The organism is Janibacter sp. CoH_79_TC_3 (assembly GCF_058197955.1).
Genome location: NZ_JBXWIV010000001.1, coordinates 286,728 through 307,066, shown reverse-complemented (window position 1 = coordinate 307,066; position 20,339 = coordinate 286,728). Strand labels below are relative to the sequence as shown.

Here is a 20,339-nt window from a genome sequence, read left to right as displayed (position 1 = left end):
CGAGACGTAGTCGTTGTTAACAACACTGCGATTTGATATTCAGCGGGAATAGCTCAGTGGTAGAGCATAACCTTGCCAAGGTTGGGGTCGAGAGTTCGAATCTCTTTTCCCGCTCCAAATATGGCTTGCAAAAGCACTAAAGCCTCACTTCTTATAATAAGAAGTGAGGCTTTTTTTATGTCTAAAATTTAAAAAGTAGGTTTGCAGCTCTATTAAAAGTTTATAGGCATATTAACAATTGCTGCATTACAAAATGCGACCGTTACAAAACACGGATGATTTGACACACTTATTTAATCTTAGCCGCGCATACTTATCTCTATTCAGTTAGAGATGAATAGTCAGTTAGAGATAAAAAAGTGCGTTCAATATAATAGCCTCTAGCTTTTAACAATAATAATAACGATAAATAAGGAATGAGTATGCAAGATTTTAAACATAAAGCATTCAACGAATTATTCGATTTAACCGGTAAAACAGCGATTGTGACGGGCGGCGCCAATGGAATCGGTAAGGCTACTGCTTTGCGTTTGGCGCAAGCGGGCGCAAATATCGTCATTGCAGATTTAAAAATAGAAGATGCCAATAAAGCAGCCAAAGAAATAGAAAGCTACGGCGTTAAAGCCTTGGCTGTTGAATGCAATATTTTAAAAGATGAAGATTTGGTCGCGATGGTCGATAAAACGCTAGAGGCATTTGGTTGTATCAATATCCTGATTAGTAACGCCGGCGGCGGTGGCGGTGGTCAAGAAAATCCGTTTAAAATCTCTGTTGATGATTTCCGTCGCGACTTTGAGCTAAATGTCTTTAGCGCGTGGCGCTTATGCCAGTTATGCGTGCCACATATGAAAAAATCAGGCTATGGCTCAATCGTAATCACCACATCGATGTCGAGTGTCAATAAGAGCCCAGATATGAGCGGCTATGCTGCATCAAAAGCGGCGGTCAATCATATGGTCGCCAACCTGACCCATGATTTTGGTCCTGAGGTGCGTATCAATGCCGTCGGTCCTGGTGCCACGCGCACTGCGGCGTTAGAGAGCGTATTGACGCCTGAGATTGAAGAGAGAATGCTATCGCATACGCCTATCAAACGCTTAGGCGAAGCCGATGATATCGCTGGTGCGATGCTGTATTTTGCTGCGCCTATCTCTGAGTGGGTGAGTGGGCAGACGTTATTTGTTAATGGCGGCGGTGTGCAAACGTTAGACTAAAATTAAGGTTAACGATAATAGCTAGTGTAGAGAACTTGTCATAAAAAAGCGTCACCTAACTAAATGTTGGGTGACGCTTTTCCATGGGAATTGTTTTTAACTTACTGATTAAAACTCGATGGCGGCGCAATTTTAATGCAAATAAGCCATTTTTAGAGACGCTATTTTCTAAGCGAAAAAGCGACGGTCTTATTGCCTATCCAATTAACCCAACTGACAGGAAGGAAACGCAGCTGTAATCTAATCAAGTTTGCCATCATGCCCGGTACGACTAAGAACTGCCGCTTTTCTACGCCTTTGAGCATAGATTTAACCGCATCGTCAATTTTTAATTCACCAGCCAGTTTTTTCATGCCGACACCAGCTTGCGCCATGACGCCGACTTCTGCTTGGGTAAGCGGCGTATCTATCGGTGGCGGCGCAAAGACAGTGATGTCAATACCGTCAGGCTTCCATTCAAAACCGATAGATTGCATCATACCCCAAATAGCAAATTTTGAGGCGCTATAAGAGCTGTAGCCATAACTGCCAGTGAAGGACGCCATCGAAGCAGTAACCATGACTTGATCGCCACGTGATAAAAACGGACGCATGGCAGCTAGAACATTGCGCGTGCCGAATAGATTGATAGTCAGTACGCGCTCAAACTGTTCTTGGCTCATCTCATCAAAGCTCCAAGGCCCTGTAATCCCGACGAAGTGCATCAAGATATCAGGCGATAGCTTGCTTGCAGCCTCAGCGATTTTCTTGGTTGTCGTATCGGCATCGGTGACGTCCAATTCATAGCTGATAATCGAAGCTTTGTTTTTGTTCAAGCCTTGCAGCGTGACAACGGCTTCATCAAGTGCTTGTCTATCAAACAAGACTAAGTTGGCATCTTGTTGAATCAGCTGCTTAGCTGTTTCAAGTCCGATACCAGAGGCAGCACCAGTGATATAGACATTTTTACCGGTAAAGTAACCCATCACGCGCTTTCCTTTTGCAATGATCTGTCTTTTATCGAGCTTGGCTGTTTTGCTGATTTTTTATGTAAGCTGCCAAACTTTGCCTCACCGATTAAATGACTGACTTTATGCCCAGGAATTAGCCAGTAGGGCGTCGCCTCGCTACTTGAGGCGCAGTTAGGGAAGTCAGGGTTTTTAGAGGGACCAGCAATAGTTTTCTCTATAACCATTGAAATATATTGCTCATTACTGCCTTCTAAAGTATTGCCATTTAAAATCACTTCTATACCTGTGTCTTTGGCATAACGACGGATGGCATTTACTTTCGAATTCATCGGTGCATAAGCATCCGCGCCGACGCCATTTTCTGAAGTCACTCTTATACCGTCAGGGACGCGCGCAACTAACGAATGATTGCCTTCGGTATGACCGGGGGTATGCACCAGCGCGACGCCTTCGCCCAATTGAATGCTACCCGTAAACTTAATCACTTTGTCAGGATCGACACCTTCGATACCATTTGGGCAATACCAATCTGCTTGCACAGGTAATAATGAGGTAGTACTTAACCATTCTTGCTCATGAACCAATAACTTAGCGTTGGGGAAATAGGCAGCTTTATCTTTAGTGCCTAGCCAGCGGCGGACGTCTTGAGTATGAAGGTGGTCGTAGCTAATATAATCAACGTCTTCTGGAGACAAGCCGACTTCAGCTAAGGCACCAGTGACATCACGAATGATAGGCGCAACAACACCTTCAAGCGGCGACCAACTGGGCATTTTATCCGTTAAGCGTTTAAAAAATGGCGTCTCACGATCCGCTTCGATATCAGAAGGAGAAAACAACAAAGTTTTTAATTCGCCCGAAAAGTCATGGTACTGCACGATAAAAATGCGGTTTAGGATATGGATATAGGGGAATTTATAGGTGCTTTGGGTATAGACGCCACTGTAGGCGTACCATGTCGGGTAGGGCACGCGCACCATGTCGGCGCTTTGATAAAACTGTACCGGCGCTTCATCCATAAAGCGTTCTCTAAAAGCGCTTGCTTGCTTGCGGGCTGCTTTTAGGCGCTCTTGTGGTAATGGACTTTGGCGAACGTCGTCAAAGTCGTGAATGGCTTTCATGCCGAGTGATGTTAAATCCATGTTGCATCTCCTTATGACCAATGGATAGATTTCTGCAGATTATAGTAGCAACATTATTCTGGTCTTGATAGCAGTATTTAGAATACTGCTAGGTTTACCAAGTAGGTTAATAAGGTATATTAAATAGTTTTATTAGAGCGTATCAGAATTTATCCCAATAAGGGTCATCACCAAAACGCTTGGCTATGAAATCAATGAGATAGCGGCAGCGCTGAGATAAAAAGCGGTTTTTGGGATAGACAGCATAAGCGTTTAAAGTGGGCAGTTGATACTGCTGCATGATGGGCACAAGCTCACGACTGGCTAAGGTTTTATAAGTGATAAAAGTGGGCAAAAAAGCGATACCATGTCCCTTTACAGCCATATCACGTAAAAAGTCGCCATTATTCACTTTTATTTTTGAGTTGATGGCGACTTGATGCATCTTGCCTTGCTCATCTATCAGCTCTATGGTGCTGGATTTGCTCAGACCATATTGTAAAAACTCATGCTCTGCCAAATCCTCAATGGTTTTAGGCGTGCCCATTCTACTCAGATATTCAGGGCTGGCACATAAGGCATAACGAATCAGCGCCAAACGTTTGACCTGATAACTAGAATCTTGCAGCTCTCTGATCCGAATGGCTAACTCAAAGCCTTCTTCTACCAAATCCGTATGCCGATCAGAAAAATCCAATTCAAAGTTTAAATTGGGGTGCTGATTGGCGTATTCATCGATGACATCATTTAAATGCATCAAGCCAAATGATAAGGGCGCGGTCATCTTCAAGGTGCCCTCGATACGTGTCGGCGCTCCACTGGTTTCCTCATTTAGCGCATCGACCTCGCTGAGTATATTGCTCACCTTTTGGTAATATTGCTCACCGGCTTGGGTCAAGTTGGATTGGCGTGTGGTGCGGCTGATAAGCTGACTGCCCAAACGCGTCTCTAAATCCTTGAGACGGCGGCTAACCGCTGACTTAGCAATATTGAGTTGCTCGGCAGCCTTGGTAATGCTACCAGCTTCGACAATGCGCACAAACATTGCCATATCTTCTAGTTGTCCCATCCTAGCTACCTCCTTATTTTTATTTAGCTATTATTACTTAGCTATGGTTATTTTGCGATATCGTATGATGATTATAGTCATCTCGAAATAAATCCGATAGATTAATAGCCACGTGCGACAGGCATAAATTATCCTTGCTTGCTGCTATCACAGAGGCTACGAAAAATTCATCCCATTCGCACTGTATCGGTTTTGAACTTAACCTACTATATTTAATATATCTATTTTATTTACTATTAACGATATAAAAGATAAAAGGCTGAGTTAAAAACCCAGCCTTTTATCAATAAAGCCAAATAATCGAGACTGTGGTCAATCTAAAAGCACCATCTTAAATGGATAAGTTACCCTTATTTAAGAGCTGCTTTTTTGCTGCCTTCTACCTGAACGACTAGCTTGATGTCCTTCATCATACCGCCATCGGTAAAGGTATTGATGCCCCATTTGGTTCTATCGATAGTGGTTTCAAAATCCCCACCACAAGCTTCAGTTTTTAATAAAGGATTGTCATAGCAGTTGAACTTAGTGGCTTTTAAAGTCACTGGATGAGTCTTACCAAGCAGTGTTAAATCACCTTTGACCGCTTTCACTTTATCGCCATCAAACTCCCATTTGGTCGATTTAAAATAAGCGGTTGGATATTCTTTTACGTTAAAGAAATCCGCAGATTTTAGATGACCGTCAAAAGCTTTAATGCCTGTACTCAAGCTGCCCATAGGAATCGTAATACCGACAAAGCCTTTTTTCTCTTTAGGCGCGTATTCAAGAATACCCGATAGGTTATAGAAGCCGCCGGCATTGGTCGTGGTACCAAAGTGATCCACAGAAAAGCGCACGGCGGTATGATGCGGGTCAAGCTCATAAGTTGCAGCGTGACCTAGTGTGCTAAGCAGGCCAAGCGTACCGATAGCAGCAAAAGCAAGCGCGCGATTTGTTTTTTTAATAGAATTTACAGTGATCATAAATCATCCTTTTTTTAAATGAGTAGTTAGAAGTAAGTATAGCGTCGAGTAAATATAATGCCTTGGTTAATTATTATCTCAAAGACTGAATCGGTTATAAGAATCTTCAGTTTAAAAACTATTCGTTTTAAAATTTAGCGTTAAGTATATCTTATATACCAGCACAATAAGTGTAGCAAAAAAATATGATGTTAGACGCTAAACCGTAACGAAAAATGCTTTCTTTTGTAGGGTCTTATATCGTTGCTCAAATGTTAATTGTTTCTGTACAAGCCTAAGTAACGAGCCTAATTAACGATTATAAATATGGTCGTTTTTATTATTGTATCAATAGAATCCTCTCTTGACTGTTCTCTAAATAAGAACTTACATTTGTAATTATCATGGTTTATCTATTATTAGGCAACGGCTATAATAATGCCGTTGCCTAATCAAACAAAAGTCTTTTAAATAAAATCTTTATAATTATGACTTTTATCTTATCGGAGAATAATCATGGACAAATTACAAGAGCTGAGCGCCCCAATTGGTCGCCTATTGTTATCAATGATCTTTATCTTTTCAGGTTTTACCAAAATTACTGGCTACGCCGCTACCCAAGGCTATATGGAAGCAATGGGCGTACCGGGTATGCTATTGCCTTTGGTCATTGCTGTTGAGCTGCTTGGTGGTATCGCTATTTTATTAGGCTTTAAAGCGCGCTTGGTAGCGATTTTAATGGCTGGTTTTAGCATTGTGTCAGCGTTACTTTTCCATCAATTCTGGATTGATGAATCACAAATGAACCCATTCATGAAAAACATTGCAATGGCGGGTGGTTTCTTGATGATATTTGCTCATGGAGCAGGTGCTTATTCAATTGATAACAGTAATACGCGCAGAATCTAGTATAGTAAAATGCTCAATCTAGACGGTTTTTATCATCATTAGGGAGTTGTTATGAGCGCATCAATCAATATCGCACTAATTATCGGTAGTTTGCGAAAAGAATCTATTAATCGTAAATTTGCAGAATTTATTGCGGCGCAGATGCCTGACAACGTCACTATAAAGGAAGTGCATATTGCAGACTTGCCGCTTTATAATCAAGACTATGATGATACGACTATTGACAGCTATGAGCGCGTGCGTCAGCAGCTAAAAGACGCTGACGCAGTATTGATGGTGACGCCAGAGCACAACCGCACCATGCCTGCTGCTTTGAAAAACGTCGTAGATATCGGCTCGCGCCCTTATAGAAAAAGTGTTTGGACGCGTAAAAAAGTCGCCGTCGTCACGGCATCGCCTGGCAGCTTTGGCGGTATTAATAGTGGGCTTGATGTGCGTAAAAGCATGCAAATGCTGTCGGCACAAGTAATGATCGACCCTGAAATTCATTTAAGCCGTGCAACGGACAGCTTAAATGAAGATGGCAGCGTCAGCGAACGGACTCAGAAGTTCTTACAAAGCTTTGTGACTGAGTTTGTTAAATTTGCAGGACAGTCGAGTGACTAATTCAATCTCTACCGATACTGCTAATATTAATAATAAAGCTGCTAGTCAAAATGATAGCCATCGATCAGCTTCACCTGACTCAAAGCTGCCAAGTTCAAAGCCGCCAAGTTTTTGGCAACGTCATCAAACGCCGGTACTATTAACAGTGGTGGGCGGCGCGATTGATACCATCGGTTTTATCACCTTGTTCGGTTTCTTTACTGCCCACGTCACGGGTAACTTGGTGATGGCGGGTAGTGGCTTGGTCAAAGGTGAGGACGGTCTATGGATTAAGCTTGCCGCCTTGCCGTTGTTTATTTTGACGGTCATGGTCACCAAGATATTTATTGACCATAGTAAAAATAAACAGCTGACCTTAAGCCATTTATTTTTAGCAGAAGCGGCTTTTTTGACCGCATTTATGGTGGCTGGTCTTTATTATCAGCCGTTTGTCTATGCCGGCGATATAACCGTTGCAATAACGGGTGGATTGGGTTTGATTGCGCTGGCAATTCGTAATACTGCTAGCAAAACGGTGATTAAACACATGAGCCCGACAGTGTTGATGACCGGAAATACCACGCAATTGGGTATTAATTTGACTGATTATCTACTCAATCGAAACGCCGAAAATGGCAAAAAACTGGCACACAGTTCAGTATTGGTCTTTAGCTTTTTAGTCGGGGCTTTAGTAGGTGCGCTGTTATATATGCAGCTGAGTTTTTGGGCAGTCGGTTTGTTTGTACTGCCAGTGTTATATCTGTCAATAATGGCACGCGATAAAGAGTTTTTAGAGCATATTGCTTAATAAGTTTTAGCTTAATCATTCCACTGCTTATATTATTGCTATTAGAAAGTATCGCTTATAAAAATCATTGCCCATAAAAAATCCTACCCACACAAAACATTGCCAATAAAAAACGCCATATCCGTAAAGATATGGCGTTTTTTTACTTTCTAGTTAAGCGTTTATGTTTAGCTATTTAAGGCGTGGCGTTATGAAATACTGAGTTGTCTTGGTACTCTGGATGCTTGTCGATATAAGATTTTACATAAGGACAAGTCGGTTTCACGCGCAAGTTTTTCGCAGCCGCATCATCTAAGATATATTTGACCAGATAACCTGCAATACCTTGACCACCTAACTCTTCTGGCACTTCGGTATGTTTGTATTCAATACCTTTTTCGCCTTCACTTGTCGTAAAGAATTCATAATCTTCCAAAGCAATCTTGCCATCGATATGAATCTCAAAACGCTTTTTATCAGTATTATCAATGACTTCGTAATCTAACGGTTCTCTGTTTTTTTTATCTGACTTTGCCGTATCCGACATGGTTAAATTTCCTTATATCGTAAGTATGATTAATATCTTCTAGACTTAATTTACATTCACTATCATTACATGAGCGATAATATCAGCTTATGCTACTAGTTCTGTTATGAATATAAATGGTTCTGTTATGAAAATACAGGGTTCTGTTATCCATATATTACCCTATCTTTATGACGTTATTGTTCTAAAAATAAGAATAGTTAATTGCGATTATCGTTGTTTATCTATTAGTAGACAACAATTATAATAGATCCATTGTTTAAACGAGTTAATGAATCATAAATTCTAAAACCGTCTAACTTACTAATAACTAAGGATAAATGATGAAAACGATCTATCATGCAGCAGATTCTCGTGGCGATGCCAACCATGGCTGGTTAAAAAGCAAGCATACCTTTAGTTTTGCCAATTATCATAATCCAGAACGTATGGGCTTTGGTGCGCTACGTGTCATTAATGATGACTTTGTAATCGCTGGTCAAGGTTTTGGTAAGCACTCACACCGTGATATGGAAATTATCAGCATTCCTTTATCAGGTAAGCTCGGTCACGGCGATAATATTGGTAATAATGGCATCATCGAAACTGGTGAAATCCAAGTTATGTCGGCGGGTACTGGTATCACGCACAGTGAAATGAACGGTGACGACAACGAAGCGGTGAAGTTCCTACAGATTTGGGTTATCCCAAATAAAATGAACGTTGAGCCTCGTTATCAGCAAGTTCGTATGGATGACATCCTAAAACCAAATGAGTTCAATCAAGTATTGTCGCCAAATAGCGACGATGCAGGGGTATGGATTCATCAGGACGCTTGGTTCAGTATGGGTGATTTTGATAAAGGCGTGACTCAGACTTATGAGCTCAAAAACCCTAATAATGGCGTTTATATCTTTGTCATTAGCGGTAAAGTCGTTGTAAACGGTAACACTTTGGATACCCGCGATGGTCTTGGTGTTTGGGATACTAAGAACTTTACGATGGACGTCATCGATGACGCTAAAGTATTACTAATGGAAGTACCTATGAGCTTTTAATGCTAAACAATGAGCTTTATCTATACGTCACATTATATCCAGTATCAAATAATAAGAGGTGAATCATGAGTATTGAAACCCTAGAACCGCGCTTAGCAGATGTGGGCGGCATTCCCATTGCCCGTCTGTTACCGAATAAAGGCAAGCAGCCAATCGGCGCTTGGTGCTTTTTAGACCATGCGGGACCTGCTGAATTTGGTGAAGATGAAACCGGTATGCAAGTCGGTCGTCATCCGCACACCAATTTGCAAACTTTTAGCTGGATGTTAAATGGCGAAGTACTGCATAAAGACAGTTTGGGTAATAAGCAAGTGATTACCAAAAACCAAGTCAACGTCATGACAGCGGGCACGGGTCTAACCCAAGGGATCAGCCATACCGAACAAAGCGTTTTTCCAGATACGGGCGGTTCAGCAGATGCCGCTCGTGGTCTAAGCATGGTACAGCTGTGGATTGCGCTACCGACCGATCAACAAATTGAACGTAACTTCCATCATTATCCAGAGCTGCCAACATGGCGCGAAGATAACGTCGAGATGATTCTAACGACGGGAAGCTACAACAGCGTGTCAGGCAAGCGTTATGAAGCGCCAACCATTCAATACTCAAAAATGGTCGGTATCGATGTCTATTTCTTAGAAGACGGCGAAGTTACCCTTAATTTAGAGCCCGGTTTTGAATACGGTATCTTGGTGACAGAGGGGCAGATCGAGTCCGAAGGCAAAATTTGTGAGCAAGATCAATTGTTCCGCTTCCATGATAGCGATGTTGCCAATAATGAAAGCATCAAGTTAGTCGCCAAAAAAGGCACGCGTGTGATGTTTATCGGTGGTGAGCCATTAAATAATCAAGTCTTACTATGGTGGAACTTTGTCGCGGACAATAAAGCAGAGATTGAGCAATCTATTATCGACTGGAATAATGGTCATGGGCGTTTTGGTAATGTCGATTCAGATATGAAACGTCTGCCAGCACCAGAGTTACCGCAAGGCTTTAAAGGTTAGCTTAATATTAAGCATCATTCATTAAACTGGCTTTTAAATAGAGACTTATCGTTAAGTTTATTTTACAAAAATAGCGCACAGATTTGATTTTAATGTTCATATACTAGTTTAGATTAAAAAGTAGCGATATGCAGCAATTCATCATCTCTACTCTAATCTAACATTTACTTTCATTGGATTGAATCATATTAATAATACGGAGAAACCTATGTCAGACCTAAAAACATTACAGCACTTGGCAGAAAAGCGTCGTTCTATCTATGCATTGAGCGATCAATTGCCAGTATCAAATGACGAAATCGTGAAGTTGGTTGAGCATGCGGTTTTGCATACGCCATCCGCTTTTAACTCACAATCGACGCGCATCGTCGTTTTATTTGGCGATGACCACAACAAGCTGTGGCAAATCACTGAAGATACTTTACGTGATATCGTTGATAATGAAGAGCAGTTCGCTGCGACCAAGCAAAAAATGGATGGCTTTAAAGCCGGCGCTGGTACCATTATGTTCTTTGAAGATCATAGCGTCGTAAGAGACATGCAAGCTGCTGCACCTTTATATGCGGATAAATTCCCAATTTGGGCAGACCAAACCAATGCGATGCACCAGTACATTATCTGGACTGCCTTAGCCAGTATTGATGTCGGCGCTAACTTACAGCATTACAATCCAATCATCGATAAAAAAGTCGCTGAAGAATGGAACATCGACGAACATTGGGAATTGAATGCGCAAATGGTATTTGGCGCGATTGAGAAGCTAGCAGGCGACAAAGCGTTCAAGCCAGTTGATGAGCGTATGCAAGTATTTGGTAAGTAAGCTATTTGTATAAAAAGGTTGGTTAGCAAATAGAAGTAGCTAGCACATAAAAAAAGCGCCACTCAATTTTATTGGGTGGCGTTTTTTTGTCTGTATTAGATGCCATATTAAATAGTAACGTTAAACGATAATATTAAATAGTAAGGCTAAAAATAAGGGCAACACTAAATAGCTGTTATTTAGCTTTTTTACGGCGCATCAAACTATTAGCTACCCATGCTGGACCAATTAATAAGAACTGTAAATCTTCAAAGAAAGAAGGTTTTTTGCCTTCAATTTTATGCCCGACAAACTGTCCAATCCAAGCAACCACAAAGATAGCCGCCCAAACCTTAAAGCCCCACGGTAATAACGTCATTACTGACAGACAAATAAGAATAAACATGCCCATTGCCAAAAACAGCGGCGTCGATAAACGCATATAGAATATCAAAACTAAAGCGCTCATCACCAAGGTGAACCACACTGATAGCGACATACCCATACCTAATATGCTGACAAAAATCGTCGGGACACATAACCAATGGATTTTTTTATTGACTAGGTTTTGATGGCTGACAGAATACTCACTGAGCCATTGCTCAAGTGTGCGTTTAGACATACGGCCTTGACGAGTACGAGACATACTAACCTCCCTGTTAGCAAATAAATGACCAATCATAGATAAACGACATGTAATAAATGCATAAATCTACTTATTAATACCAGTTGTAGCACTAATTGGCACAGTCTGCCATTTTATCTGGTAAACCGTACAGTCAAATCATGCCATTTATTTAACTTAATTTGTTTGTTTGTCAAATTTTTATCGCTTACTAAAATTATCCATTAATGTACTGGTTTTGCCAGTTCTACAGAGTTTTGCTCGCTGCGGTACCATTCATAAAGTCCGACAAACGAGTTTACTTGGTAGACCATGGTTTGAATGGCAAAGATATAATTGCCTGACATCAGATTAACAGTCAGCCAAACGAAGTTGGATAAAATCCATAACCACCAGTTAAATGAATAACGCAGAATCATCGCTGCTTGCGCGGTGATAGAGAGTACAAAAGCGATGACGTTAATCCAAAAGAAAGAGATAAAGCCCAAGAATTTACTATTATCATCTTCAACGACGGCATAGCCATAATTGGCAAGTAAATCATTGACGGTGGGGAATAGCGCCAAACCGATGATCATAAAAGCAATGGTTAATAGCCAAATCCAGCGACTGGCGGATTTGGGTACCATATCGCCATCGGCATCGGTATGCTTGGACCAATAAAAAATCCCATAAAGGTGACTAAAAAAGTTAAATAATGGCGCTAACATCAAACCAACTGCACCAGAAGTCGCTTGGACGACAAATTCCCCTGCGGTCGCCGCCATCCCAAAACCATTACCCAGAATGTTTTTGCGAAACGATAATGACACCACGCAAATCAAACCGATAAATGACACGGCTAAGTAAAACCAATCAAGAGTAGTGTGCTCTGTAGTCAGCCAAAATCCTGCCGACAAGGCAATGACGCCGCAAATAAACCATAGGACAATCCATTGTATCGCCCATTTTCCGGTGATGTTATCTAATAGCCGAATACGCATAAAGCCTTTTTCCTCAAAGTATGAAAACGATAATCAATGTTTCTTATTTTTTAATGTGCTGCATTTTTTACATTATTTTTTTGGCACTGCTTTTATTTAGCACAGCACTTATTTACCGTAAATGTACTGGTCAATAAGTAGCAGAGCTTGTTGATAGCGTGCATCATAATCGGGCTTATCAATCATATGCGGTTTAATGTTATGACGGGCGAAAATATCTAATAAGCGCTGCTCAAAGCGACCGCGCGCTTCAGGCGTACCCAATGAGCGCATGCCATCATCCACCCATGGGGTATTGTTATCGAGCATAATCGTATGGTCTAAGCGAAACTCATCGATACAAGCAGCCACAAAAGGATGGCTACGACCTTCATACTCTTCACAAAAAGCTTGAGTAGTGACAAAGTCAGTATCAACAATAGTAATGGGTGCAGTGGCTCGAGCGGCTGCATCGCGGATAGCCTGCGCATGATTGAGCACAATAGGACCATAATCGCTGTACTGCAAACCAATCTCGCTACCGCCTAAATCTGTACCGACATATAGCCGCCCCATCTCAAGCGCAAAGCTGGCCCCGTAATAGTTGGCAAGCTTATGCACCAATGTCGTCTTGCCCGAGCTTTCACCGCCGACGATGGCAACCGTTTTGCTATAGTCGCCACGTACTTGTGGGTGCAGCGCCGACCAATGCGCGACTGGATTACGTGCAATCGCATAAGAGTCAAATTCAGGCTGTAGGGGTGTGGTGAGCACTTGCATGATTAGCTGCTCACAAACGCCCGTCCGCGCTAACGGATGGTTCTCTGCCACAAATAATACCGTTTCTGTCGGCAATTTTAATGCATCTGTTAAGCGTTGCAATTTGGCATTGCTAGCAGCAACATCGATGTTTACATCAGAAAAGCTTTCATGTAACGGTAGCTCAATCTCATCAGTGGTATGAATATTGATAAATGGCAAATCTGCACATGCCATCTGTAGCCAACGCGCTTTATCTTGCAACGTAATATTAAAGTCTGGATGCGGCGCTGGATGCGACATAATCACGATGTTTAAGGTTTTTGCCTGTCCTGCTGCGTTCAATATACTGCGCATTTGTCCTAAATGTAGCGGTTCAAAATGTCCAATCATTAAGCCTGAGTCGTACATAGCTTTCCTTATATGCTAAAAATTACCAATCGAAAGTTGTTGTTTTAATGGTTTATCAGCATGGTATAAAGGTTTAAACAGATTTACAGGTAGGTTATTGTAAATCGGCGTTGATTGACGAAATCTTTTATTTATAAAAATAAAACTAAGTTATTAATTTAATTATCATTGTTTAAATATTTCACTATTTTTAACGCTAAATCTATAAGATTTATTTATCTGTTATAAATAGCCGAAAAGTGGATTTGTAACAAGAAGTGTAAGATAAGAGCAACAAAGCTAATCATGAAACATTTTGAAATAATTATTTAAAATCAGGGGTTTACGACAGTTTATGAGAGATTAGGGCAAGCTTAAGTAGCATAAATTCACAAAGCACGTCTACATACTCAACAGATAGAATAGGATTAGTTGCTATACTTATTCGTAAGTTCAGAAGACTTATATAGTTTTAAGACAGATTATAAAAATAACGATAAATGTTAGACGTAAAATAAGTATAAATAATAAGTAATTATAAATGATAAGAGAGGTATTTGATTTGGCTAAGTTAGCAAAATTACATAGATCGCAAAATCATCGCATGATAGCAGGCGTGATGGGTGGCATCGCAGAATATGTCGGTTGGTCACCTACATGGGTAAGATTGCTATTTGTTATTGTCTCAACGATGAGCGCGGCAGTACCTGGTATTTTAATTTATATTATCTTATGGATAATCATGCCCAAAGCAAGTAGCCAATCGTATCAATAATATTAAACTTAACACCAATACTATTTAAATAAATCTGTATCTAAATTAAATAAATCTGTATCTAAAGAAATAAAGAATAAGGCTAATATAAAAATAACAGCCCACGAAAAAACAAAAAGCCTGACTCATCAGGATATCAAAAGACATACTTTTCCTCCTGCCCAGATGCTCTGCATTTGGGTATTTTTTTATCTGGGTGTTTAATAAGTCATATCCGAAGACCTATGCGGACAGTTTAAGGATAAATAAGACTTATAACTGACTATTTAAGCTGATTAGACAAATTTAATTGCGCTAAATATAGATAAAATAGTCAATTTTTAGTAAGGTGAGCAGGCAAATAGAGTCGTTGCCAAATAGGCTATACGAGCGCTATCAATATTTTATTTCATAAAACCAATTCCACCGTGGCTTTATTAAGATGCCCCAAACTATGACAATCCAAACTATGACATCACAAGCGACAACCTCGATGACACAAGATAAAGACTCTCAACCGATGACGTTTCAAGATCTCATCCTAACCCTACAAAATTATTGGGCCGATAAGGGCTGCGTGATTTTGCAGCCTTACGATATGGAAGTTGGTGCGGGTACTTTTCACACTGCGACCTTTTTACGTTCTTTAGGTCCTGAGCGTTGGAATGCCGCTTATGTACAGCCATCACGCCGTCCGACTGATGGGCGCTACGGTGATAACCCAAACCGTTTGCAACATTACTATCAGTTCCAAGTGGTGCTCAAGCCCAATCCACCCAATATCCAAGAGTTGTATTTGGACTCATTAAGAGCCATTGGCATTGATCCACTGGTGCATGATGTGCGTTTTGTTGAAGACAACTGGGAGTCGCCAACCCTAGGTGCGTGGGGACTTGGTTGGGAGATTTGGCTTAATGGTATGGAAGTCACTCAGTTTACGTACTTCCAGCAAGTAGGCGGTATAGAGTGTTTCCCAGTGACAGGCGAGATTACCTACGGTCTTGAGCGCTTGGCGATGTATGTGCAAGGCGTCGATAGCGTTTATGATTTGGTCTGGGCAGATGGCGAATTTGGTCGCGTGACTTATGGCGATGTCTTTCATCAAAATGAAGTTGAGCAGTCTACCTATAACTTTGAGCACGCTGATGTGCCGATGATGGGTCAGATGTTTGATTTTTATGAGCAGCAAGCAGACAAGTTGGTTGCTGAGGGTTTGCCATTACCAGCGTATGAGATGGTACTAAAAGCGTCACATGCCTTTAACTTACTTGATGCGCGCGGTGCGATTTCGGTGACCGAACGTCAGCGCTTTATTCTGCGTGTACGTACGCTGGCTCGTAAAGTTGCCATTGGTTATGTCGAAGCGCGTGCCAAGCTAGGCTTCCCATTAGCCGATGAAGCCCATCGTCAAGCGGCTTTAGATAAGTATTTGCCAAAAGAAGAAGAAAGTAAGTAGCTTTAATTTTACGGGTTAACTTTGGGCACTCGATCTTGATCGGATATTTTTTCATTGAGTGCTTTAAGTTTAGTAGTGGAAATTTGAAACTGACCGTTACTAGGCCGTTTTTTATTTGCGAACTGTTGCCATATAAGCGCACCTGAACCGTTATATATTTCTTCAAATGTACCATTTGGCATTATTTTGATAATAATTGCGTGCTCAGGTTCACAGCGAAAGGCGATAGATGTAGATTGAGTGGCTTTTATCTCAACCTTTAGACCCTCTTTTGTTATAGCGTCATAGCCTTTATTGCTTGCAGTTAGCAACTCTAATCCATATGCATCCGCGACTAAGCATTCGCCTAAGCTTCCTACTAAGTGACCGTCTGGAGTAAAGTGCCGACCAGGGAACATAGCTTCTAATTCATTGACTACGCTATATAGCTGTTTAACTAGATGTTGCAGTTTTTCATGATTTATCATAATTAGCTTTTTAGTATAAGAAATTCTATCTTATGATAATATCCTCAGCTATTGATTACTATGATTTTGTTATAATCCACTTAATTTTAAACATATAAAAAATTCTTAATCAACCGAGATAACCATGAGTACTATTCTATTTGAACTGGGGTGTGAAGAGCTACCTCCAAAAAGCCTAAAACCTTTACGTGATGCGCTACAAGCGAGTGTCACTGAGCAGTTAAATGAAGCAGAGATTGGCTTCGATAATATTAAAGCTTTTGCCGCACCGCGCCGTTTAGCATTACAGATTAAAGGCATTAGCCCTAAGCAGCCTGACCGTACTGAAGAAAAACGTGGCCCGGCGATTAAAGCGGCGTTTGATGCCGATGGCAATCCGACGCGCGCAGCGATCGGTTTTGCCAAAGGTCTAGGTATTGAAGCCAGTGAGCTGATAACGATTAATACTGATAAAGGTGATTATGTCGGTTATGAGCAAGTCATTCATGGTCAAGCGACCACCGAACTGCTACCTGCGATATTCCAGACCGCGCTTGATAACTTACCCATTGCTAAACGCATGCGTTCAGGGGCGAGCCGCAATGAGTTTGTACGTCCCGTACAGTGGGCAGTCTTGATGCAAGATGATGCTGTTATTGATGCGACTATCCAAGGTCATCAGACTGGTAATCAAACGCGTGGTCATCGCTTCCATAGCCCTGATTACCATACTATTGCGCACGCCAATGATTATGAGCAACTTCTCGATGGTTTAAAAGTCGTGGCTGATTTCGATAAGCGTCAAACGCTGATTAAAAACCAAGTCAAAGCGCTAGCCGATGAAGTCGATGCTGATCCTATCGTACCGCAAGATTTGTTAGATGAAGTGACGGCGTTGGTTGATTTCCCGATTGCGCTGCGAGCAAACTTTGAGGCGCGCTTTTTACAAGTGCCGCAAGAAGCGCTTATCTCAACCATGCAGGCCGATCAAAAGTATTTTTGCTTGACCGATAAAGCAGGAAAACTGCAGCCGTACTTTATTTTTATTACCAATATTGAGTCAAAAGATCCGAATCAAATTATCGAAGGTAATGAGAAAGTTGTACGTCCGCGTTTGGCCGATGCCGAGTTCTTTTTCTTACAAGATCAGAAGCAGCCATTATTTTCGCTGACAGAAAGCCTAAAAACTCGCGTCTTCCAAGATAAGCTGGGTACGATTTGGGAAAAATCTGAGCGTATTGCCAAGCTTGCTGCTTTTATAGCAACATTAATGCAGGAGCAAGGTCGCGATATTAATATTGATGAAACGGTACGTGCCGCGATTTTGTCTAAAGCAGATTTGGCAAGCTCGTTGGTTGGGGAATATCCTGAACTGCAAGGTATCGCAGGGACTTACTATGCGCGCTTAAATGATGAGCCAGAAGCAGTCGCAGCAAGTTTGGAAGAGCAATATTTGCCCAAGTTCAGCGGTGACGTTTTACCACAGACGCCAATTGGCATTTGCTTAGCATTAGCAGATCGTTTGGACACGCTCGTCGGTATTTTTGCCATTGACCAAGCACCGACGGGTTCAAAAGATCCGTTCAGTCTACGTCGTTCAGCCATCGGTATCTTGCGTATTTTGATCGAAAAGCAATTGCCAATTAATTTGGTAGCGCTCGTTGAGCAAGCGATTAAAGGCTATAGTGACGCTGAAGGCAGCAAGATTGAAAAAATGGGTGATACGTTTACTCAGGTCATGGCATTCTTAAACTCGCGCTATCGTGCGATGTATACCGAACAGGGCGTGAGCGTCGATACCATTCAGGCAGTGCAAGCGATTAACCCGCATATGCCGCTTGATTTTGATCAGCGTATTCGCGCGGTACAGACTTTTAGTAAATTGCCACAAGCTGAAAAGTTGGCTGAGTCGAACAAACGTGTTGCCAATATCTTAGCTAAGTCAGAAGTGAGCGTCGCTGACACTGTCGATGAAACGTTGTTGTCTGAACCTGCTGAGCAAGCGTTATATCAGGTGGTTCAGCAAGCAAAAACGGCTGTAACGCCATTACTTGAAACGGCTGATTATACGCAAATATTGCAAACGCTGGTCAGTTTGGATGCGTCATTAACGCAATTCTTTGCCGATGTCATGGTCAACAGTGAGGATGCGGCGCTAAAGAACAATCGCTTAGCGCTACTTAAGCAAGTTCGCGCTTTATTTTTAACCGTTGCTGATATCAGTGAGCTGCAGCTATAGTTTGACAGCTATAGCCTAACGACACGCTGAGCATTTGTTATTGTATTGAAGACATAAAAGACTGGCTGCATGTGGCCAGTTTTTTATGCGCTTATTCTAAAGCGTTAAGTTTATAATGTCTTAGACCCTATTCGAAGGAGCACTGCCATGTTGGGCGTTATCATTGTAATTCTTATTATTTGGGCTGTGATGTGGGGCTTTTATAAATTTATGTACCCACGCGCTCCTAAAAGTATGATGCCAAAAAAAGGCGATGTGACCACGCCGCGTCCTTGCAATTTTTGTGGCAACAGTTTAGCTGAATATCGCGGTGTGTTAGAAACTAAGCCAATTTCTGCGGCAGAAAATTCCACAGCAGCTGATGAAAGTAGTAACGACGTCACAGCCAATAAAGAATTATTCTTTTGCAATTATGAGCATCAAGCGGATTTTCATGCCGGTAAGACTTATCAAGTAGATGCCTAAATTGTAAGTCATAAGTGGCAAGTTATAAGTCGATAAGCTGTTATTTACATTAAAAAAGCGCTTAGCTTCAGTGAGTTAAGCGCTTGTCTTTTTAATGCATCACTAGCAATTTAATATCGGTAGCAGCTTATAAAATAGAATGCGCATCTTTCATAATTTTATTTATCAAGGCTTCAGACTGTTTGCTTTGCTGCAGACGATCTTCTTCATTTCTCTGATTGGTATGGATTTTCTCATACAAATTCAAGCAGCATAGTACAAGTAGACTTTCTTGACTCAGGCTTGGCGCATCGCGTTTTAGGTCGAGCGCATAGTTATTGATATAAGAAACAGCCGAGTGCAACTCTTCTTGCTCATGCACGGGACAATAAATCGGATAGGTCACGCCAGCAATCGCCACATCGACCTTTTTGATTTGTGGTTCAGGAGTGCTTATAGGTTTAGCAGCGCTACTATTATTTGTCTTATTGCTATTTGAATTGCTATTTTGAGTGTTCGAATTATTTGGCATGGCTTTTTGTGCTTGCGTGTTCTCTGTTTGATTGTTTTTTGATTCAGTGACTGTTGATTGGATATTTTTGTTCTGACTGTCTACAGGGTTTGCGCGGTCATCGGTCATGATAAATCCTACAATACATGTTATTAAAGTGAGTAATTAAATATCACGGCTATAAATGTGGTAATGATAAACTTGGCGACTTAATAAATAACGTTTAATCAGCAAAAATAGTTGAGTTAAACGTGATCAATATTAATGTCTGCTTAACCTTCTGCTTGATCAATACGCGTTAAACGCTGTAAGACCACTTGGGTACGTTCAGCTGCCAATTCGTTTTTCTTCTTCAAGTCACTATTTTGCTGCTTAATATCGCTATATTGCTGCTTTAATTCGTTATTTTGTTGCTGCAGCTCATTATTTTTTTGTTGTAATTGGCTAACCTGTTTTTGCAAGTTATCTTGCTCTTCGCCTATCATGTGATGCGCTTCGGCAAGATTTTGATAACGCTTATCTAAATCGCTCAATTGTTTTTTAGCACCGTCACGCTCTGTATAACTGCTATCGAGTTTGGTTTTTAGCGTGGCAAGTTCTTTTGGGTCAGTCGCTGGTTGTTGTTTGAGGCTGCTAAGTTCAGCACTGACAAGCTGATACTGTTTTTTGATATCGAGTACCATTTTTTCTAATATTCTAAGTTGGTCATACATAGTCAGTTTTTATCCTTAACAAGTAAGCGTGAATGAATTTTGTTCTCTGCGTTTAATAATGCCATAGGTGACCGCAT

At 41.3% G+C, this 20,339-nt stretch carries 22 protein-coding genes and 1 tRNA gene; 12 read left to right on the top strand and 11 right to left on the bottom strand.

Annotated elements, in window-relative coordinates; translation table 11 throughout:
- Nucleotides 1-42: 42 nt before the first annotated feature.
- Nucleotides 43-117: transfer RNA gene (locus tag AC2FA3_RS01380), tRNA-Gly, on the top strand.
- Nucleotides 118-422: 305 nt separating this feature from the next.
- Complete coding sequence (locus AC2FA3_RS01375; RefSeq protein WP_490507975.1) at nucleotides 423-1,214, top strand: glucose 1-dehydrogenase; 792 nt, start codon at nucleotides 423-425, stop codon at nucleotides 1,212-1,214.
- A gap of 161 nt (nucleotides 1,215-1,375) precedes the next feature.
- Here the strand turns inward: AC2FA3_RS01375 and AC2FA3_RS01370 are convergent, their stop codons facing one another.
- The 4 genes from AC2FA3_RS01370 to AC2FA3_RS01355 form a co-directional block, all read right to left on the bottom strand.
- On the bottom strand, nucleotides 1,376-2,179 hold the full coding sequence (locus tag AC2FA3_RS01370; protein WP_490507974.1) for an SDR family NAD(P)-dependent oxidoreductase: 804 nt from the start codon (nucleotides 2,177-2,179) through the stop codon (nucleotides 1,376-1,378).
- The gene (locus AC2FA3_RS01365) at nucleotides 2,179-3,306 is read right to left on the bottom strand and encodes an MBL fold metallo-hydrolase (RefSeq protein WP_490507973.1); all 1,128 of its coding nucleotides are present in this window, start codon (nucleotides 3,304-3,306) and stop codon (nucleotides 2,179-2,181) included. The genes AC2FA3_RS01370 and AC2FA3_RS01365 overlap by 1 nt, the downstream gene beginning before the upstream one ends.
- 142 nt (nucleotides 3,307-3,448) lie before the next feature.
- On the bottom strand, nucleotides 3,449-4,354 hold the full coding sequence (locus tag AC2FA3_RS01360) for a LysR family transcriptional regulator (RefSeq protein WP_490507972.1): 906 nt from the start codon (nucleotides 4,352-4,354) through the stop codon (nucleotides 3,449-3,451).
- A gap of 350 nt (nucleotides 4,355-4,704) precedes the next feature.
- Nucleotides 4,705-5,316 (bottom strand): YceI family protein, encoded by a 612-nt coding sequence (locus tag AC2FA3_RS01355; protein WP_201544560.1) that lies wholly within the window; start codon nucleotides 5,314-5,316, stop codon nucleotides 4,705-4,707.
- A gap of 495 nt (nucleotides 5,317-5,811) precedes the next feature.
- Between AC2FA3_RS01355 and AC2FA3_RS01350 the strand changes: the two genes are divergently transcribed.
- The 3 genes from AC2FA3_RS01350 to AC2FA3_RS01340 are packed head-to-tail and all read left to right on the top strand — an operon-like array spanning nucleotide 5,812 to nucleotide 7,597.
- Nucleotides 5,812-6,204 (top strand): DoxX family protein, encoded by a 393-nt coding sequence (locus AC2FA3_RS01350; RefSeq protein WP_201544561.1) that lies wholly within the window; start codon nucleotides 5,812-5,814, stop codon nucleotides 6,202-6,204.
- Nucleotides 6,205-6,255: 51 nt separating this feature from the next.
- Nucleotides 6,256-6,810 (top strand): NADPH-dependent FMN reductase, encoded by a 555-nt coding sequence (locus AC2FA3_RS01345; protein WP_490507971.1) that lies wholly within the window; start codon nucleotides 6,256-6,258, stop codon nucleotides 6,808-6,810.
- Complete coding sequence (locus AC2FA3_RS01340; protein ID WP_490507969.1) at nucleotides 6,803-7,597, top strand: YoaK family protein; 795 nt, start codon at nucleotides 6,803-6,805, stop codon at nucleotides 7,595-7,597. Before AC2FA3_RS01345 ends, AC2FA3_RS01340 begins: the two co-directional genes overlap by 8 nt.
- Before the next feature lie 175 nt (nucleotides 7,598-7,772).
- Here the strand turns inward: AC2FA3_RS01340 and AC2FA3_RS01335 are convergent, their stop codons facing one another.
- Entirely contained in the window at nucleotides 7,773-8,123 is a 351-nt protein-coding gene (locus AC2FA3_RS01335) for a GNAT family N-acetyltransferase (protein ID WP_490507968.1), read from the bottom strand.
- A gap of 323 nt (nucleotides 8,124-8,446) precedes the next feature.
- On the opposite strand from AC2FA3_RS01335, the gene AC2FA3_RS01330 reads away from it, so the two are divergent.
- The 3 genes from AC2FA3_RS01330 to AC2FA3_RS01320 all read left to right on the top strand — a co-directional run bounded on the left by AC2FA3_RS01330 (nucleotide 8,447) and on the right by AC2FA3_RS01320 (nucleotide 10,984).
- Nucleotides 8,447-9,160, top strand: coding sequence for a pirin family protein (locus AC2FA3_RS01330; protein WP_490507967.1), 714 nt, complete (start codon nucleotides 8,447-8,449; stop codon nucleotides 9,158-9,160).
- 65 nt (nucleotides 9,161-9,225) lie between these two features.
- On the top strand, nucleotides 9,226-10,164 hold the full coding sequence (locus AC2FA3_RS01325; RefSeq protein WP_490507966.1) for a pirin family protein: 939 nt from the start codon (nucleotides 9,226-9,228) through the stop codon (nucleotides 10,162-10,164).
- A gap of 208 nt (nucleotides 10,165-10,372) precedes the next feature.
- Entirely contained in the window at nucleotides 10,373-10,984 is a 612-nt protein-coding gene (locus AC2FA3_RS01320) for a nitroreductase family protein (RefSeq protein ID WP_490507965.1), read from the top strand.
- A gap of 175 nt (nucleotides 10,985-11,159) precedes the next feature.
- On the opposite strand, the gene AC2FA3_RS01315 is transcribed toward AC2FA3_RS01320, so the two are convergent.
- The 3 genes from AC2FA3_RS01315 to nadR form a co-directional block, all read right to left on the bottom strand.
- Entirely contained in the window at nucleotides 11,160-11,609 is a 450-nt protein-coding gene (locus AC2FA3_RS01315; protein WP_490507964.1) for an Mpo1 family 2-hydroxy fatty acid dioxygenase, read from the bottom strand.
- A gap of 203 nt (nucleotides 11,610-11,812) precedes the next feature.
- Nucleotides 11,813-12,571 (bottom strand): nicotinamide riboside transporter PnuC, encoded by a 759-nt coding sequence (gene pnuC / locus AC2FA3_RS01310; protein WP_490507963.1) that lies wholly within the window; start codon nucleotides 12,569-12,571, stop codon nucleotides 11,813-11,815.
- Between the two features lie 108 nt (nucleotides 12,572-12,679).
- Nucleotides 12,680-13,720: a multifunctional transcriptional regulator/nicotinamide-nucleotide adenylyltransferase/ribosylnicotinamide kinase NadR gene (gene nadR, locus AC2FA3_RS01305; RefSeq protein ID WP_490507962.1), complete on the bottom strand. Its 1,041-nt coding sequence runs from the start codon at nucleotides 13,718-13,720 to the stop codon at nucleotides 12,680-12,682.
- Between the two features lie 520 nt (nucleotides 13,721-14,240).
- Between nadR and AC2FA3_RS01300 the strand changes: the two genes are divergently transcribed.
- Together AC2FA3_RS01300 and glyQ are read left to right on the top strand one after the other, a co-directional pair.
- Nucleotides 14,241-14,474, top strand: a complete 234-nt coding sequence (locus tag AC2FA3_RS01300) for a PspC domain-containing protein (RefSeq protein WP_490507961.1) — start codon at nucleotides 14,241-14,243, stop codon at nucleotides 14,472-14,474.
- A gap of 433 nt (nucleotides 14,475-14,907) precedes the next feature.
- Nucleotides 14,908-15,909, top strand: a complete 1,002-nt coding sequence (gene glyQ, locus AC2FA3_RS01295; RefSeq protein WP_490507960.1) for a glycine--tRNA ligase subunit alpha — start codon at nucleotides 14,908-14,910, stop codon at nucleotides 15,907-15,909.
- An 8-nt stretch (nucleotides 15,910-15,917) separates the two neighbouring features.
- On the opposite strand, the gene AC2FA3_RS01290 is transcribed toward glyQ, so the two are convergent.
- Nucleotides 15,918-16,376, bottom strand: a complete 459-nt coding sequence (locus AC2FA3_RS01290; protein WP_490507959.1) for a DUF6998 domain-containing protein — start codon at nucleotides 16,374-16,376, stop codon at nucleotides 15,918-15,920.
- 124 nt (nucleotides 16,377-16,500) lie between these two features.
- Between AC2FA3_RS01290 and glyS the strand changes: the two genes are divergently transcribed.
- Nucleotides 16,501-18,594, top strand: a complete 2,094-nt coding sequence (gene glyS, locus AC2FA3_RS01285) for a glycine--tRNA ligase subunit beta (RefSeq protein ID WP_490507958.1) — start codon at nucleotides 16,501-16,503, stop codon at nucleotides 18,592-18,594.
- A 147-nt stretch (nucleotides 18,595-18,741) separates the two neighbouring features.
- Nucleotides 18,742-19,059, top strand: coding sequence for a hypothetical protein (locus AC2FA3_RS01280; RefSeq protein WP_201544578.1), 318 nt, complete (start codon nucleotides 18,742-18,744; stop codon nucleotides 19,057-19,059).
- Nucleotides 19,060-19,186: 127 nt separating this feature from the next.
- Here the strand turns inward: AC2FA3_RS01280 and AC2FA3_RS01275 are convergent, their stop codons facing one another.
- Both AC2FA3_RS01275 and AC2FA3_RS01270 read right to left on the bottom strand, forming a co-directional pair.
- Nucleotides 19,187-19,678: a cell division protein ZapA gene (locus tag AC2FA3_RS01275; protein WP_490507957.1), complete on the bottom strand. Its 492-nt coding sequence runs from the start codon at nucleotides 19,676-19,678 to the stop codon at nucleotides 19,187-19,189.
- Between the two features lie 143 nt (nucleotides 19,679-19,821).
- Complete coding sequence (locus AC2FA3_RS01270) at nucleotides 19,822-20,262, bottom strand: hypothetical protein (protein WP_201544580.1); 441 nt, start codon at nucleotides 20,260-20,262, stop codon at nucleotides 19,822-19,824.
- Nucleotides 20,263-20,339 lie beyond the last annotated feature (77 nt).

Excerpts from the sequence above, each read along its gene's own strand:
- AC2FA3_RS01375 (WP_490507975.1), top strand. The coding sequence starts at position 423 with ATGCAAGATTTTAAACATAAAGCATTCAACGAATTATTCGATTTAACC.
- AC2FA3_RS01370 (WP_490507974.1), bottom strand. The coding sequence starts at position 2,179 with ATGGGTTACTTTACCGGTAAAAATGTCTATATCACTGGTGCTGCCTCT.
- AC2FA3_RS01365 (WP_490507973.1), bottom strand. The coding sequence starts at position 3,306 with ATGGATTTAACATCACTCGGCATGAAAGCCATTCACGACTTTGACGAC.
- AC2FA3_RS01360 (WP_490507972.1), bottom strand. The coding sequence starts at position 4,354 with ATGGGACAACTAGAAGATATGGCAATGTTTGTGCGCATTGTCGAAGCT.
- AC2FA3_RS01355 (WP_201544560.1), bottom strand. The coding sequence starts at position 5,316 with ATGATCACTGTAAATTCTATTAAAAAAACAAATCGCGCGCTTGCTTTT.
- AC2FA3_RS01350 (WP_201544561.1), top strand. The coding sequence starts at position 5,812 with ATGGACAAATTACAAGAGCTGAGCGCCCCAATTGGTCGCCTATTGTTA.
- AC2FA3_RS01345 (WP_490507971.1), top strand. The coding sequence starts at position 6,256 with ATGAGCGCATCAATCAATATCGCACTAATTATCGGTAGTTTGCGAAAA.
- AC2FA3_RS01335 (WP_490507968.1), bottom strand. The coding sequence starts at position 8,123 with ATGTCGGATACGGCAAAGTCAGATAAAAAAAACAGAGAACCGTTAGAT.
- AC2FA3_RS01330 (WP_490507967.1), top strand. The coding sequence starts at position 8,447 with ATGAAAACGATCTATCATGCAGCAGATTCTCGTGGCGATGCCAACCAT.
- AC2FA3_RS01325 (WP_490507966.1), top strand. The coding sequence starts at position 9,226 with ATGAGTATTGAAACCCTAGAACCGCGCTTAGCAGATGTGGGCGGCATT.
- AC2FA3_RS01320 (WP_490507965.1), top strand. The coding sequence starts at position 10,373 with ATGTCAGACCTAAAAACATTACAGCACTTGGCAGAAAAGCGTCGTTCT.
- AC2FA3_RS01315 (WP_490507964.1), bottom strand. The coding sequence starts at position 11,609 with ATGTCTCGTACTCGTCAAGGCCGTATGTCTAAACGCACACTTGAGCAA.
- pnuC (WP_490507963.1), bottom strand. The coding sequence starts at position 12,571 with ATGCGTATTCGGCTATTAGATAACATCACCGGAAAATGGGCGATACAA.
- nadR (WP_490507962.1), bottom strand. The coding sequence starts at position 13,720 with ATGTACGACTCAGGCTTAATGATTGGACATTTTGAACCGCTACATTTA.
- AC2FA3_RS01300 (WP_490507961.1), top strand. The coding sequence starts at position 14,241 with ATGATAAGAGAGGTATTTGATTTGGCTAAGTTAGCAAAATTACATAGA.
- glyQ (WP_490507960.1), top strand. The coding sequence starts at position 14,908 with ATGACAATCCAAACTATGACATCACAAGCGACAACCTCGATGACACAA.
- AC2FA3_RS01290 (WP_490507959.1), bottom strand. The coding sequence starts at position 16,376 with ATGATAAATCATGAAAAACTGCAACATCTAGTTAAACAGCTATATAGC.
- glyS (WP_490507958.1), top strand. The coding sequence starts at position 16,501 with ATGAGTACTATTCTATTTGAACTGGGGTGTGAAGAGCTACCTCCAAAA.
- AC2FA3_RS01280 (WP_201544578.1), top strand. The coding sequence starts at position 18,742 with ATGTTGGGCGTTATCATTGTAATTCTTATTATTTGGGCTGTGATGTGG.
- AC2FA3_RS01275 (WP_490507957.1), bottom strand. The coding sequence starts at position 19,678 with ATGACCGATGACCGCGCAAACCCTGTAGACAGTCAGAACAAAAATATC.
- AC2FA3_RS01270 (WP_201544580.1), bottom strand. The coding sequence starts at position 20,262 with ATGTATGACCAACTTAGAATATTAGAAAAAATGGTACTCGATATCAAA.